The organism is Streptococcus sp. 27098_8_12 (genome assembly GCF_041432115.1).
Classification (GTDB): Bacteria; Bacillota; Bacilli; order Lactobacillales; family Streptococcaceae; genus Streptococcus; species Streptococcus parasanguinis_V.
Genome location: NZ_JAPVZA010000004.1, coordinates 44,476 through 59,980 on the forward strand (window position 1 = coordinate 44,476; position 15,505 = coordinate 59,980).

Genomic DNA, 15,505 nt, shown 5'->3' on the forward strand with positions numbered 1-15,505 from the left:
GGGTTTGTCATTTTTTCACAAAAAGGGATCAGGTTTCTCGACCTGATCCCTTGATTTTTATTTGCTATCGTGGTTTTCAACTGCCGCTGTGATAAAGGCTGTGTAAAGTCCTTCTGGGCGGTTTGGACGGCTTGACAATTCTGGGTGGTATTGGCAAGCAACAAAGAATTTGTTTTCTGGGATTTCAACGATTTCGACCAAACGGTTGTCTGGTGAAACGCCTGAGAAGACAAATCCTGCTTCTTCGAACTGTTCACGGAAAGCATTGTTAAACTCATAACGGTGACGGTGGCGACGTTGTACCACTTCTTGATTGTCATAGGCTGCAGCTGCTTTTGATCCTCGTTTGAGTTTAGAAGGGTAAAGACCGAGACGGAGCGTTCCTCCCATATCTTCCACGTCGATCTGGTCTCGCATGATATCGATAATCGGATACTTGGTTTCTGGATCCAATTCGGATGAATTAGCCCCTTCCAAGCCTAAAACGTGACGGGCAAATTCGATACAGGTTAACTGCATACCCAAGCAGACACCCAACATTGGGACGTCCTGTTCACGCGCATACTTGATGGCTTGAATTTTTCCTTCTGTTCCCCGTTGACCAAAACCACCTGGGACGATGATTCCATCAGCATCTCCAAGGAGTTCTGCCACATTTTCGGCTGTCACATCATTGGCATTGACCCAATTAATCTTGACTTCAGCATCATTGGCATATCCAGAGTGTTTCAAAGCCTCTACAACTGAGATGTAGGCATCTTGCAATTCTACGTATTTGCCCACCAAGGCAATCTTGACCTGTTTCTTGAGGCTCATGACCTTATCGACCATCGCAGACCATTCTGTCATATCTGCTGTAGGAACATTCAATTTCAAATGGTCACAAACGATTTGGTCCATATTTTGTGCTTGCAAGTTCAATGGGATTTGGTACAAATGTTCCACATCCAGTGACTCAATGACAGCTTCTGGTGCGACATCACAGAATTGAGCCAACTTGTTTTTAATTCCTTGACCAACTGGTTTTTCTGTACGGATGACCAACATATTTGGTTGAATCCCAAGACCACGCAATTCTTTCACTGAGTGTTGGGTCGGCTTGGTTTTCATTTCACCAGCAGCCTTCAAGTAAGGAAGAAGGGTGGTGTGGATGTACATAACATTTTCAGCCCCAACATCTGCCTTCATTTGACGAAGAGCTTCAAGGAATGGAAGGGACTCAATATCTCCAACTGTTCCTCCGACTTCTGTGATGATAACATCTGAATCTGTCGTCGTCGCTGCCCGTTTGATCTTCTCTTTCAAGGCATCTGTGATATGAGGAATGACCTGTACCGTCGCGCCCAAGTATTCTCCATGGCGTTCCTTACGAAGGACCTCACTATAAATTTTCCCTGTCGTCACATTTGAGTACTTATTCAGATTGATATCAATAAAGCGTTCATAGTGACCAAGGTCCAAGTCTGTCTCTGCACCATCGTCTGTGACAAATACTTCCCCGTGTTGGTAAGGACTCATCGTCCCTGGGTCGATATTGATATAAGGGTCAAATTTTTGGATCGTCACTTTCAATCCACGATTTTTAAGCAAGCGACCAAGACTTGCTGCGACAATCCCTTTTCCGATGGATGATACGACACCACCCGTGACAAAAATATATTTTGTTGACATGTGCTTTCCTCTTCTTCTAATGTTGTAGAGGCCATTCCCCTTTGCAGAAAAAACAAAAATAGCCCCCTAATCCTTAGGGAGCTCCGACCTCAAAATGAGGTGCCCGAACAATATCTTACCGCAAATGGTCTACTTTGTCAAATTGAAAATTTCATGAAAATGATTTTCGCTGTTTACACGACCTTTTCCACGCCATTTTGTGTGACGAGAAATTTCTCAAATTGAAGCTGAGGCATGCAAAGAGCAAGGTCCTTGTGGATTCGTTCTAGCGATTCTAAACGCATCTCGACTGACGTCTCGGTATTTCCTTGGATGACAAAGAGGGCGTTTTGCGTAGTCTCCTCAAATTTGTAATGGTCACTATCGCGTACATCCAACCAAGCCAGAACTCCTTTTTGATCCCGGTAGACAGGGTCTGTCGGTGCGACATGTTTTTCACTAGAAAGGATAGGGAGGAAGAGATCGTCTCTTTGACTCACTGTAAATTCAATCGGTCCCTCAATCTTATCTAGGTCATGTCCTCCGATCGCGAGAAAAGACTTCAGAGATTCGACATTATAGACATCGATGATGCTATTGATCTGAGGAAGAGCACCTCGATGCTGGATGTTTCGGATGAGAGCTAGGACTGTTGGGGGATTTTTCTTGATGCTACGCCCTACTTTTTGCAAGAGGTCTGTATACCCTTTAATGACAGGAGATGCCACTACTTCTTCTGTCTGACACTGGAGCGCCCATTGTTCAAGCGCTTTCTTCTTTTCAATAAAAGAAGGGGGCAAAACTGCTTGAGGATCCACATTTCTAGCAATTCCGACCACAACCGTATCAATACCAAGAGCTACTAAACTTTGATCTAAACGAAAGTCCATCTGGAACACCTCCTATTGGGAAACCTTACACGTTTATTATATGCCATTTCGCCACTTTTTTCAATGCAAACAAAAAGAGAGTGGGACAGAAATCGGTAATTCGTTAGAATTCGATTTCGTCGTCCCACCTCCGCACAGTTGAGTAGGGCTGTAAAAGCTGATGAAATCAGCGTAGTAGAGCCCACTCAACCACTGCGTCTTGCTCGACAATCCAAAAACAATTGAGAGGCTAGGACTTTTGTCCCAGCCTCTTCGTATGATTTATTCTTCTTCCTCGTCTTCAGAATCCTCTTCTTCGTCGTCTTCTTCGCTTAATTCAACTTCCTCACCCAAATCATCTGGTACGATTTCATTGATTTCAGCATCGTAAGCTTCGACTTCACTCTTTTCATCATCTGGATTTTCTTCATCATATGAAAGAGCTGGATCTGCTTCGTAAACTTCTTCGTCTTCTGGATCATCGTCGTTGTAGTCGATCGCATCTTCGTCTCCATCCATGAAGGCATTGACACGTTTTTTCTTCCGTTTCTTAGGAGCTTCATCTTCGTCTGTTTCTTCAAGAGCGATGATTTCTTCGTCAACTTCATCGATGGCATACCATGAACGAAGACCCCATTTGTTATCTCCAAGTGGGATAAAACTTCCATCTACATTCAATTCTGTGTAGAACAATGGGAGGGCTTCACGGATCTCGCTGTTTGATTTTTCAAGGTAATTTTGAATTTCATTTACAAGATCGCTAAAGTACATTTCATGGTCACGTCCGCGTAATTCCAAAATCGCACGCGCCACTTCAATCATAGAAAGTTCACTTTTTTCTTGTCCAGCAAATACTTCTAATTCCAAGGGTAAATCTCCTTATGTTTCATTTCCTAAATGGAGAAGGATCCGGTCTTCAACCTCATCCTATCCTCAATGATAGATTGAAAACTTCTCGTCACTAAATCTATCACGCATTTTATCGTTACACTCTATTGTACGATAAATTTCCCCTTTCGTCAAAGGAAAATTCCAGGATTCTCCACGAAATCAGAAAAAAGAAGAGCCTCACGGCTCTTCTTTTTAATCTCAATTATTTTACTTTTGCTGTGCTTGTGATTACGTTCACTGCTTTCTTCACTGTGATGTCATGTTTCAACATTTCTGGTGAAAGAAGGTTGCGAACTTGTTCAACTGGCATGTTGTAATCTGCTGCCAATTGTTCGATTTCAGCGTTGATTTCTTCTTCAGTTGCTTCGAAGCCTTCTGCTTTGGCTACTGCTTCAACCACGAGGTTTGTCTTAGTGCGGCTTTCAGCTTCTGCTTCATATTGTTTGTGAAGATCATCTTGAGTTGTTCCAGTAATTTGGAAATACATTTCAGGTGAGATTCCTTGACGTTGCATATTTCCAAGGAATTCGTTGATTGAACGGTGTACTTCTTCGTGGATCATTTCTTCTGGAAGTTCAACGATTTCAGCATTTTCAACTGCAAGATCGATCGCTGCTGCTTCTACTGCATCGTTGTATGCTTCTTCTTTAGCTTCCGCCAACTCTTTGCGGTATTTTTCTTTCAATTCAGCAAGAGTTTCAACTTCTTCGTCGATATCTTTTGCCAATTCATCGTCAAGAGCTGGTACTTCTTTTGCTTTTACTTCGTGGATAGTTGTCACGAATTTCGCTTCTTTACCTGCAAGGTCAGCTGCTTGGTAGTCTTCTGGGAAGGTTACGATGACGTCAACTGTTTCACCAGCAGAGTGTCCAACCAATTGGTCTTCGAAACCTGGGATGAATTGACCTGAACCAAGTCCAAGTGAGAAGTTGTCACCTTTACCACCGTCGAATTCAACACCATCGATAGAACCTACGAAGTCGATCACAACTGTGTCGCCTTCTGCTGCAGCACCTTCTTTAACAACCAATTCAGCCAAATTGTTGCGTTCGCGTTCGATACGAGCATCCACATCAGCGTCTGTTACTTCTTTAGAAACTTCTACTGATACTTCAAGGTCTTTGTAAGCACCCAATTTTACTTCAGGTTTTGTTACAACAGCTGCTGTCAATGTCCAGTCTTGACCTTTTTCCATAGATACAACATCAAAAGTTGGTTGTGCTACAACTTCGATTCCAGCTTCTTTAACAGCTGCTTCATATGCTGCTGGAAGAAGATCGTTCAAAGCATCTTGGTAAAGTGCTTCTTCACCAAAACGTTGGTTGAAGATTGGACGTGGAATATGACCTTTACGGAATCCAGGTACGTTCAAAGTTTTCTTAACTGACTCAAACACACGGTCCAAAGCAGGTTTGATTTGCTCTTGGCTGATTGTGAAAGTCAATACACCGTGGTTAGTTTCTTTGTTTTCAAATGATACAGACATTCTGTCTCTCCTTAAAATAATATAGTCATTCCTTATAATTTTACCACAAAACTTTGAAATTGCAAGTTTTAAAACATTTTCGCCTCTCTTTTCATCCAAAAAAACTAGCCCTTAAAAGCTAGTTCTGATTATGATTTTCGGATGGGATCATCGAGGTAGAGAGCACGGGCGCCGCCGATCAATTTTGGCCGACTGGCAAGGGCTGTGACATGGGCTCCACCTAGCTCACGCATGATAGGGCGAATCGGAACTTGCACGTGTTTGACATGCATCCCTACTGAGGTATCTCCGATGTCTAACCCCGCTTGAGCTGTGATGAATTCTACTTCAACAGGATCCTTAAAATACTTGAAAGCTGCGAGTTGTCCAGCACCTCCTGCATGGAGACTCGGAAGGACATTGACGATTTCTAACTCCTTCTTGTCCGCCAATTCTCTTTCAACCACCAAGGCGCGATTGAGATGCTCACATCCTTGTACCGCCAGATAAATCCCTCTTGGATTCAACTCATCTAGCAAGGTCTGGACAATAGCTTCAGCAATATCGATGTTGGAGGCCTTTCCAATTTGTCCTCCTGCAACTTCACTTGAAGACATCCCGAGGACTAGAATCTGTCCTTGGCGGAGACGGCTTTTTTCCAAGACATCTACCAGGATTTCTTTCGTATCCTTCTTCAGTTGCTCCAGATCCATGAATTAGCTTCCTTTCTTTTGAAATGCATAATAGACCACATAGCCTAAAGCCATCCCAACAAAATTCTGAGCAAGGTTATTCGGAATGTCCGAGATAGCAGCACCCCAGCCATTGCCTAAAAAGAGAGCAGAAGCTAGTGCGTAACCACCTACCATGACGACTGTCGCAAGGAGCAAGCCTAGGTAACGAGCTTTTCCCTTGAAGCCAGCGAAATAGCCTTGTCCCCCGTGAAAGAGGAGGCTAAAGAACATCCACTGAGGATAGCCTGAAATCAGGTCAAGTAGGAAGGCTCCGACACCACCTACAATAGCACCTTCCTTGCGCCCAAAATAGAAGGCTGTGAAATACACTCCAAGATCTAGCAGGGTGACGATCCCTGTAGGAGTTGGAAGTTTGGTATAGTAGCCAAGTACAACTGTCAAGGCTGTCAAAATGGAAAGGCGGGCAATGAGTTGAGTTCGATTAGATGTCATATTGTACTACTCCATACTGGTCTGAATGTTGAATCGCTTGGAAGACAAAGTCTTTAGAGGCTTTAACAGCTTCAAGCGGTGATTTCCCTTTTACCAACTGGCTGGAAATGCTAGACGCAAAGGTACAACCAGCCCCTGTATTGTTCTTTTCTAGGACTGGCTCTTCAAAGATTGTAAAATCTTGTCCGTCATAAAAGACATCGATGGCCTTTTCTTTATTGAGACGATTGCCCCCTTTGACCACGACATTCGCTGCTCCCAATTCATGGAGCTTACGAGCAGCCTCCTTCATATCATCGAGCGATTGAATCTTGCTTTGGGTCAAGATCTCAGCCTCTGGTAAATTTGGTGTAATGATGGTCACATAAGGGAAGAACTTGATCAATTCATCTCGAAGGGCTGACACTTCCACATCATGGCTTTCCTTGCAGACCAAGACAGGATCGAGCACTACTGGGATATCTGCATGAGCTTTGACATAGTCCAAAGCTAGGTCTGCCACTTCAACATTTGGCAAGAGGCCGAGTTTAATAGCAGAGAAAGGAACATCCTTGAGAGAGTTGAGCTGTTGAGCAAAGGTCGTTGAATCCACTGGAATCACTTCAAAACCATGCTCCGTCATAGCGGTCAAACAAGTCACCGCTACAAAACCATGCTGTTTGTTGGTTGTATAGGTTGCAAGGTCTGCGTGAAGACCTCCTCCACTAAAAATATCATTTCCTGAAATAGCTAGAATCAATTCATTACTCATAACGGATCTCCTTTAAATATAAACCATTTGGCGCTGCTGTAGGACCTGCTAGATTGCGGTCCTTCTTTTCTAAAATTAGATCGATCTGCTCGATCGGCATCCGATCATTTCCGATCTTCAACAAAGTTCCCACCATATTGCGGATTTGCTTGTAGAGAAAACCATTGCCCGAAAAGGTAAAGACAAGGCGATGATGTTCTGCATCCTCGATCAAGCGAGCCTCTGTAATCGTACGAACCTTGTCTTCCACACTGGTTCCTGAAGCTGTGAAACCGCTAAAATCATGGGTTCCCTCCAACTTTTGGATGGCTGCTTGCATCTTTTCCACATCCAAAGGATAAGGGTAGTGGGTCGCATAGTGGCGCATCATGGGGTTCTTGGGACGACCATAATCCACGATAAATTCATAGGTCTTGCTGTGCTTCTTATAGCGTGAGTGAAAGTCATCTGCTACTTGCTCCACCCGGACGAAATCAATATCCTCTGGGGTTTGGGTATCGAGGGCAAAGCGAAGCTTCTCCTCGTCCCGCGCTTGGGGGAGATCAAAATGAATCACCTGGCCAAGAGCATGGACACCGGAATCCGTTCGCCCCGCTCCATGAACGGTAACAGGGGTTCCTTGATTGAGGCGCGTCAAGGTCTTCTCGATTTCCTCTTGCACACTACGGGCATGCGGTTGGCGTTGAAACCCTGCAAACAAGGTCCCATCATATGAAATGGTTGCTTTGTATCGTGTCATGGTTCTATTTTAGCAAGATATAGAAGGGGTTACAAGAGTGAAAAAACCAAACTGTCCGGGTACAGTTTTGCAAGCACAAAAAGAGGCTGGGACAAAAGTCCTAGCCTCTCAATTATTTTTGGATTGTCGAGCAAGACGCAGTGGTTGAGTGGGCTCTACTACGCTGATTTCATCAGCTTTTACAGCCCTACTCAACTGTGCGGAGGTGGGACGACGAAATCGAATTCTAACGAATGACCGATTTCTGTCCCACTCTCCTAACTTCGACCTGTTACAAGTCAACTAGGTCTCAGTCTCTTTTTTTATTTTTCAAGTCTATTCCTGCTGCTCCTAAGATCGCCCCTAGTAAAGCGAGTCCCAGAGCAGATTCCACTCCTGTTTCCGGGAGTTGCTTGTTAGAAGATACTGCTTCTGAACGAACCTCTTTTTCCACAGCTGCTGGAATTGGCGATGGGGTATTTACTGGTGCTACTGGTTGATCCTTCGCGATCACTTGAGGTGTTGAAGGATCTGGAACCACTTTGTTTACGAGCACGTCTGATTTCACTGGTGCTTCTACTGAAGGGCTTGCTGGAGTCACAACCTCTTTGGTACCGACTTCAACAATTTCTGCAACTGGCTCTTTAGCAACTTCTGTAGCGATCACTTTTCGACTTTGATCAAGTGCCGAAACCTCTACATACTCAAGACCTTGCCCTTTAACCCCAGCCTGGATCACTCTGCGTTCTCCTTTAGCGAGATCTGGATTGGTCCGTTCCACAAGGTCAAAATCAGGTTCTTTCTCCACGATGTCAAGACTTGGTTTGTCTTCCACTAGGGCTTTGACGTCATTTTCAGCCAAGCTACCTACTTGCGTGATTGGCTTGAGCCCCGCAAGGGCTTGAGTCAGAGCAGCCACTTCTTGATCCACCTGATCTTGATGAGCACGGCTCACATTCCAATTCAAGTTATCTAAGACTTTCGCAAGTGCTGCGCGCGATTCTGGTGTGTATATGTCTAGATCTGTTGGCACCGTAGCAACTGCTTTTCTAAGAGCAGTGAAGTCTGCCTTGAAATAGTCCTTGTTGTGGTTGGCAAAAGCTTCCATGAGATCAAAGACATTTTTTTCGATGTATTCTTCACTTGGGGTATCACACCAAACAGCTACCATGCTACCGACCATCGGCAAAGATGTTTCTGGATATGTTGTACTTGGGAGTTGTCTAAATGGGGTAGCAGCTGCATTGGCAATCGCTTTTTCAATATAACCACCACCCGTTTCAGGTGTTCTTCCCAAAACATAGTACCAGTCTCCGTTGGTATTGAGGAATTTATACCCCTTATCTGCCAAATACTGTGGAGATGCGAGGTTATAGCCCCACCATCCTTTAGACCAGTAGGAAATCAAGACGTCCTTGTCAAAGGCAACATCATCTTCATCTCCATAATAGAAGCCATCGTTAAAGGCCATTGGCTGCAAGCCTTTTTCACGCGCCATAGCTGCAAGACTATTGGAATACTCCGCAAATTTACCATAGAGATCATACCACTTGAGGTAGTACCAACCTTGCGCACTGGTAGCGTCATTGGCATATTCATCTGTTCCGTAGTTAAAGATCTTAGACTTGTCTTTGAAGTAGTCCATGTACTTGCCAATCAAGGCTTTAGTAAAGTTGACTGCTGCTTCATTGGTCAAATCCATGGTTGTTTTTGAAACCGTATCAAAGCTGGCTTGTGGATTTTCAATGCCCAATTTTTCCATGGCCACCAACAAAGCATCCATGTGTCCAGGACTATTGACTGCCGCAATCAAGCCGATTCCTTTCGCAGTCGCATAAGCGTGGAGTTCATCCATTTCCGCTTGGGTCAATGCTTGACCATTTGGATCATCGTAATAGGCCTTGGTGCCTTCTAAAATGGCCTTTTTCACATCATCACTAGCATAGGTTTTTCCATTGGCTTCCACCGTCATATCATCGAGGACGAAGCGCATACCATCGTTTCCGACCAGGAGGTGCAAGTCAGAATAACCCAGCTCACTGGCCTTGTCGACGATCCGTTTCAACTGATCCAGTGAGAAGTATTTGCGGCCCGCATCGATCGAGATGACCTTCTTCATGGTAAGTTTTTCCGCTGCTTCTTTTGCAGCAACTTCTTTCGCGTAGCTTTCTGTATACACCAAAGCATCCTGAGCTACTTTGAGATGGTCGATCAAGGTTTTGGCCTCTGCTCGAGTCGTGTCTGCTCCTGCCCCTTCTAATGCTTTTTTAGCTGCCGTAAAGGCTACTAGAGATTCCGGTGTATAGTGATCCAAATCAGTTGGAGCTTCTGAAAGAGCTTTTTCGACCACTTCAGGATCTGCTACAAAGTAGTCCGCGTTCTTGTCCGCGAAAGCATGCATGAGCTTAAAGAGAAGGTCTTTTTTGTAGGTTGCAGATGGCGTATCTGCCCAGGCAGCTACCATGCCACCGACGAAAGGTACCTTAGCTCCATCATTTTTTTGAACCACATCAATCGCTGACTTGGAAATTCCTTCGAGACCTTGATCAAGATTGTACCAACCAGATCCAGCCTTGTCCCGTCCAAGCACATAATACCAAGCATCATTGGTATTAAGAATCTGATGACCTAGTTCAGACAAGAGTTTTGAAGAAGCGACATCATAGCCATTCCAGCCACCTGTCCAGTAGGACACAATGATATCCTTGTCAAAAGTACCATAGGAAGTATCGCCATTGTAGTAGATTCCATCATTGAAAGCCATTGGTTTCATCTTGTGTTTTTTCACAATAGCTGCTAGATCATTAGCATATTGGATGAATTTTTCATAGCCTTTTTCTGGATAGCCTTCACCTGGCCAATGCTTGCTGGCTTGGAGAACCTGCCAACCATGGGCATCTGTGGCATCGTTGGCATATTCATCCAAACCAATGTTAAAAATGTCTGCCTTGCCGCTGAAATAAGCCGCATACTTGTCTACCAAAGCCTTGGTAAAGTCTAAGGCTTTTTGGTTGTCCAAATCAACTGTTCGAGCTGATTTCTTTGTACCAAAATAATTAAAGTGAGGATTTTCGATCCCCAATTGTTCCATGGCTGTCAGAATCGCATCCATGTGACCTGGACTATTAATGGTTGGGATGACACCTACTTTCTTCGATTTGGCGTAGGCCAAAATATCATCCATTTGAGCCTGGGTCAAGGCTGTCCCGTTCGGATCATCGTAATAAGCTTTTGTCCCTTTTTCAACCGCATCTGTCACGGCTTGGCTAGAATAAGAAGTATCTCCCACTTTCAAAGACATATCATCCAGCACAAAGCGCAAGCCGTCATTTCCAACTAGAAGATGCAAGTCTGTATAGCCCGTCTTACTAGCTTCATCAATGATTTCCTTGATTTGCTCTGGTGAGAAGTACTTGCGACCGGCATCGATCGAAACAATCTTTTTCTTGGCTAATTTTTCTTCCTGATCAGGATCTTTAGCAGGCGTTTCCGTCGCTGGTTGAGCTGCCACATCCGACTCTGCGACAGAACTTGCTTCTTCGCGAATCAAACGGTCAAGATCTGATACCCGCAATTCACGATCAGGCAGTGTCGGTTGACTTTGATCGACGATTGGGGCAGGAGCCGTTGGTTTTTCTACTGTTGGCTGAGAAGCTTCCTCATTAAGGGAAATCGTCGACTCACCCTCGTTTGGCTGAGTTGGAACTGTCGTTGAAGGGCTGTCTGTAGCCGTTGGCGTATCAGCTGCTACAACATTCGCGCCAGCAAAAAATCCTATGAGCACCGAAGCAGCTCCTACTGCATACTTGCGAATCGCATAACGTGGTTGATCTGATTTCATCAGGACCTCCTAAATTGTCATTGTAATCGTTTTCTTAAATTTACCACGATATCTTAATAAATTCAATGAGGCTTCTCATTATTCTTTAATTAGGAGAGGAAGTTCTTGGATTCGATCCAAAATAAAACGAGCTCCTTACTCAAAAGGAAACTCGTTCATTCTTATAAATCATCTAAAGCATCTTTGACCTTGTCAAAGAACCCTTTTTTCTTTGGGTTGACCTTCAAATCACTTGCTTCCGCAAAGGCTTGAAGGGCTTCTTTTTGCTTGTCATTTAAACCAGTTGGGGTGACGACATTGACAGATACATATTGATCCCCCATAGCACCACCACGCAAGCTTGGAGCACCTTTTCCACGGAGGCGGAATTTCTTACCGGTTTGGGTTCCTTCAGGAATGACCAAATCGACATCTCCGTGAACAGTTGGCACATGGACCGTATCTCCAAGAGCTGCTTGAACAAAGTTCAAGTCTAACTTGTAGTAGATGGTTGAGCCATCTCGTTCGAAACGATCGCTCGGCTCAACATTGACAACAACATACAAGTCCCCGTATGGTCCACCGTTAAAGCCAGCTTCTCCTTGACCAGCTAAGCGGATTTGTTGACCCGTTTCAACTCCGGCAGGAATCTTGACATTCACGCTATGAGCTTGTTTTTCATGACCTGTTCCACGACAAGTCGTACATGGATCCTTGATTTCTTGACCACGACCATGACAGACATCACAGGTCACTTGACGGCGCATCATCCCAAGAGGGGTTTGCGTATCCACATTGATGACTCCAGAACCATGACAGCGTCCACAGGTCACCGGACTAGTGCCTGGCTTAGCTCCAGAACCATGACAGGTATGACAGCTAGCTTCCCGATGGTACTTGACTTCTTTTTCCGCACCAAAAATCGCTTCTTCAAACTTGAGATTGACGCGGTATTGGAGGTCATCCCCTTGACGAGGAGCATTCGGATTACGGCTTGCACCACCACCAAAGAAGCTAGAGAAGATGTCTTCAAAGCCACCAAAACCAGCACCATCAAAGCCACCAAAACCACCTGCTCCGCCACCGAAGCCACCATTGGCACCCGCAGCACCATATTGGTCATAAGCAGCCCGTTTTTGCTCGTCACTCAAAGTCTCATAAGCTTCTTGAACTTCCTTGTACTTTTCCTCAGCACCAGGCTCCTTGTTGATATCTGGGTGATATTTTTTAGATAATTTCCGATAGGCTTTCTTGATCTCATCTTGAGATGCATTCTTTGAAACGCCCAAACGGTCATAAAATTCAGTATTGTTCATACAAGATACTAAGAGCGAACAGAAAGCGACTGAAATTTAGGAAACCGACAAGAAATCCTGATTTCTTAGGCGGTTTATCTAATTTCCAAGCTTTCCGCTCGAGTTCAATTCCCCGAACGCTCTTTGTTCCTTTCTATAATTTTCATGTAAATCTTTAGAGGCTGTTTTCTATACTTCGCTTCACTTGATCAAAGTCTTGGTCCGATAGAGTAAATATCAAATCCTCTTCTGAGTAGTCGTTTCGTTCTTTAAAATAGTTGTCCGTATTCTCTGCCAAGCCTAAACTTAGAATCACTTTTCTTGCAAACTCTTGATGGGCAAAACCGATAGCCGTAATGATTTGTTTATCTTGCACAACCAGTTTGGGTTGGAAATTTTCACGTGGAAGAAACTCAAAATAGTCAAAGAAGTTTTGCCAAATTCCACCTGTATATTTCGTGTCCTTCAACAGACCTGCTTTCGCTAATAAAAGAGGCGCTGAAGAAATGGCTGCAACGAGGATATCTTGCTCACCAAGGTCCCTCAAGAACGAAATCAATTTTCCATCCTGTAGGGCAGGTCCTATGTTGACCATCCCGGGCAAAATCACGCAAGAATACTCTTCAATACGGATTTGATCTAGTGTTTTCGTTGGTTGACAGGGTAAGCCATCCTCAGAGACCACCATCGAATGATCTGAAGCAGCATAATCAATCGTAACATCAAAAGACAGAGCTAAAGTACTCGTTAAAGCAGTTATCTCATAAAGAGAAAAATTAGGATAAATCAAACAAAGTACTTTTTTCATACGCAACATCCTCTATTTTACCGAAAAACAGAGGCTGGGTTGCAACCTCTGGATTTCTTTTTATCATTTACTAGTTAGGCTGAATTGAGTTTCGGCTTAAAGGAATCCTCAAATCTCGGAACCTTTCTTTATTTCAGGAGGTTCCGCTAAAACAATCCACTGGATTGTTTTACTTCTCCGTAAACTCTCCGTCTACGACGTCATCGCCTGCGTTTCCTGCTGCTTGTGCGCCTTCTGCTCCTGCTTGGGCTTGTTGCGCTGCTGCAGCTTGTTCGTAGAGTTTAACAGCCAATGCTTGTGCTTTTTCGTTCAAGGCTTCAAGTTTTGCTTTCATTTCTTCAAGGTTACCTGATTCTTGAGCTTTCTTAAGATCATCAAGTCCTGCTTGAGCCGCGTCACGTTCTGCATCAAAGCCTTTGCCTTCAGTTTCCTTGATTGTCTTTTCAGTCGCAAAGATAGCTTGGTCTACTTCGTTACGAAGGTCTACTTCTTCTTTACGTTTCTTATCTGCTTCAGCGTTAGATTCTGCATCTTTCATCATGCGGTCGATTTCTTCATCTGTCAAACCTGAGTTTGATTGGATAACGATCGTTTGTTCTTTTTGAGTTCCAAGATCTTTGGCCTTAACAGATACGATACCGTTCTTGTCGATGTCAAATGTTACTTCAATTTGTGGGATACCACGAGGTGCCGCTGGGATGTCAGTCAATTGGAAGCGTCCAAGAGTCTTGTTATCTGCTGCCATTGGGCGTTCCCCTTGAAGAACGTGGATATCAACGGCTGGTTGGTTGTCTGCTGCAGTTGAGAAGACTTGTGATTTAGATGTTGGAATGGTTGTGTTGCGGTCGATGAGTTTTGTGAAGACTCCACCCATTGTTTCGATACCAAGTGACAATGGCGTTACGTCAAGAAGGACAACGTCTTTCACGTCACCAGTGATCACACCACCTTGGATCGCAGCACCCATGGCAACTACTTCATCAGGGTTCACTGATTTGTTTGGTTCTTTACCAGTTTCAGCTTTAACAGCTTCTACAACGGCAGGGATACGAGTTGAACCACCGACAAGGATGACTTCGTCGATATCTGACAAGCTCAAACCTGCATCTGAAAGGGCTTGACGAACTGGAGTTTTCGTACGTTCTACAAGGTCACGAGTCAAATCGTCGAATTTCGCACGAGTCAAGGTCATTTCCAAGTGAAGAGGTCCAGCAGCTCCTGCAGTGATGAATGGCAAGCTGATTTGAGTTGAAGTGACACCAGAAAGGTCTTTCTTCGCTTTTTCAGCTGCATCTTTCAAACGTTGAAGGGCCATCTTGTCTGTTGACAAGTCGATACCATTTTCTTTCTTGAATTCTGCTACTAAGTAGTCGATGATTTTTTGGTCAAAGTCGTCACCACCGAGTTTGTTATCCCCTGCAGTTGCCAATACATCGAAGACACCATCACCGAGTTCGAGGATAGATACGTCGAATGTACCACCACCAAGGTCGAATACCAAGATTTTTTCTTCTTTATCAGTCTTATCCAAACCATAAGCAAGGGCTGCTGCAGTTGGTTCGTTGACAATACGTTCTACTTCAAGACCAGCGATTTTACCAGCGTCTTTAGTTGCTTGACGTTGAGCATCGTTGAAGTAAGCTGGAACTGTGATAACTGCTTTAGTTACTTTTTCACCAAGATAATCTTCAGCGTAGCCTTTCAAGTATTGAAGGATCATAGCTGAGATTTCTTGTGGTGTGTATTCTTTGCCGTTAGCAGAAACTTTTTCAGAAGTACCCATCTTAGATTTGATAGAGATCACTGTATCTGGGTTTGTGACTGCTTGACGTTTTGCAGCGTCACCAACGATGATTTCACCGTTTTTGAATGACACTACAGATGGAGTTGTACGGTTTCCTTCTGGGTTCGCGATGATTTTGCTTTCAGTTCCTTCAAGAACTGCTACTGCTGAGTTTGTTGTACCTAAGTCAATACCGATAATTTTAGACATATGTTTTTCTCCTCGTTGTTTTTTATCTTTTTTTCTTTTTGATATTTCCCTTAAGTGG

At 44.2% G+C, this 15,505-nt stretch carries 12 protein-coding genes; all 12 read right to left on the reverse strand.

Features of this window, described 5'->3' with window-relative positions; genetic code table 11:
* Nucleotides 1-57: 57 nt before the first annotated feature.
* The 12 genes from O3629_RS02425 to dnaK all read right to left on the reverse strand — a co-directional run bounded on the left by O3629_RS02425 (nt 58) and on the right by dnaK (nt 15,447).
* Nucleotides 58-1,671: a CTP synthase gene (locus tag O3629_RS02425; protein WP_155168137.1), complete on the reverse strand. Its 1,614-nt coding sequence runs from the start codon at nt 1,669-1,671 to the stop codon at nt 58-60.
* Nucleotides 1,672-1,844: 173 nt separating this feature from the next.
* Nucleotides 1,845-2,540 carry a B3/4 domain-containing protein gene (locus O3629_RS02430; protein ID WP_155168135.1) on the reverse strand — a complete coding sequence of 232 codons (696 nt, stop codon included), beginning with the start codon at nt 2,538-2,540 and terminating at the stop codon, nt 1,845-1,847.
* Nucleotides 2,541-2,801: 261 nt separating this feature from the next.
* A complete protein-coding gene (rpoE, locus tag O3629_RS02435; protein ID WP_021154455.1) occupies nt 2,802-3,386 on the reverse strand; it encodes a DNA-directed RNA polymerase subunit delta in 585 nt (194 codons plus the stop codon).
* 226 nt (nt 3,387-3,612) lie between these two features.
* Nucleotides 3,613-4,896 (reverse strand): trigger factor, encoded by a 1,284-nt coding sequence (gene tig, locus O3629_RS02440; RefSeq protein ID WP_021154454.1) that lies wholly within the window; start codon nt 4,894-4,896, stop codon nt 3,613-3,615.
* Between the two features lie 128 nt (nt 4,897-5,024).
* The gene (locus tag O3629_RS02445; protein ID WP_195487436.1) at nt 5,025-5,588 is read right to left on the reverse strand and encodes a TIGR01440 family protein; all 564 of its coding nucleotides are present in this window, start codon (nt 5,586-5,588) and stop codon (nt 5,025-5,027) included.
* A gap of 3 nt (nt 5,589-5,591) precedes the next feature.
* Nucleotides 5,592-6,062, reverse strand: coding sequence for an ECF transporter S component (locus tag O3629_RS02450; protein WP_003010175.1), 471 nt, complete (start codon nt 6,060-6,062; stop codon nt 5,592-5,594).
* Nucleotides 6,052-6,813, reverse strand: a complete 762-nt coding sequence (locus O3629_RS02455) for a bifunctional hydroxymethylpyrimidine kinase/phosphomethylpyrimidine kinase (protein ID WP_195487435.1) — start codon at nt 6,811-6,813, stop codon at nt 6,052-6,054. Before O3629_RS02455 ends, O3629_RS02450 begins: the two co-directional genes overlap by 11 nt.
* Nucleotides 6,806-7,552 carry a tRNA pseudouridine(38-40) synthase TruA gene (gene truA, locus O3629_RS02460; RefSeq protein WP_195487434.1) on the reverse strand — a complete coding sequence of 249 codons (747 nt, stop codon included), beginning with the start codon at nt 7,550-7,552 and terminating at the stop codon, nt 6,806-6,808. Before truA ends, O3629_RS02455 begins: the two co-directional genes overlap by 8 nt.
* Nucleotides 7,553-7,841: 289 nt before the next feature.
* Nucleotides 7,842-11,372 (reverse strand): family 20 glycosylhydrolase, encoded by a 3,531-nt coding sequence (locus tag O3629_RS02465; protein ID WP_371608662.1) that lies wholly within the window; start codon nt 11,370-11,372, stop codon nt 7,842-7,844.
* 161 nt (nt 11,373-11,533) lie between these two features.
* A complete protein-coding gene (gene dnaJ / locus O3629_RS02470) occupies nt 11,534-12,667 on the reverse strand; it encodes a molecular chaperone DnaJ (protein ID WP_003004734.1) in 1,134 nt (377 codons plus the stop codon).
* 154 nt (nt 12,668-12,821) lie between these two features.
* Nucleotides 12,822-13,454: a DJ-1/PfpI family protein gene (locus O3629_RS02475; RefSeq protein WP_155125224.1), complete on the reverse strand. Its 633-nt coding sequence runs from the start codon at nt 13,452-13,454 to the stop codon at nt 12,822-12,824.
* Between the two features lie 169 nt (nt 13,455-13,623).
* Nucleotides 13,624-15,447: a molecular chaperone DnaK gene (gene dnaK, locus O3629_RS02480; protein ID WP_371608663.1), complete on the reverse strand. Its 1,824-nt coding sequence runs from the start codon at nt 15,445-15,447 to the stop codon at nt 13,624-13,626.
* Nucleotides 15,448-15,505: the final 58 nt, after the last annotated feature.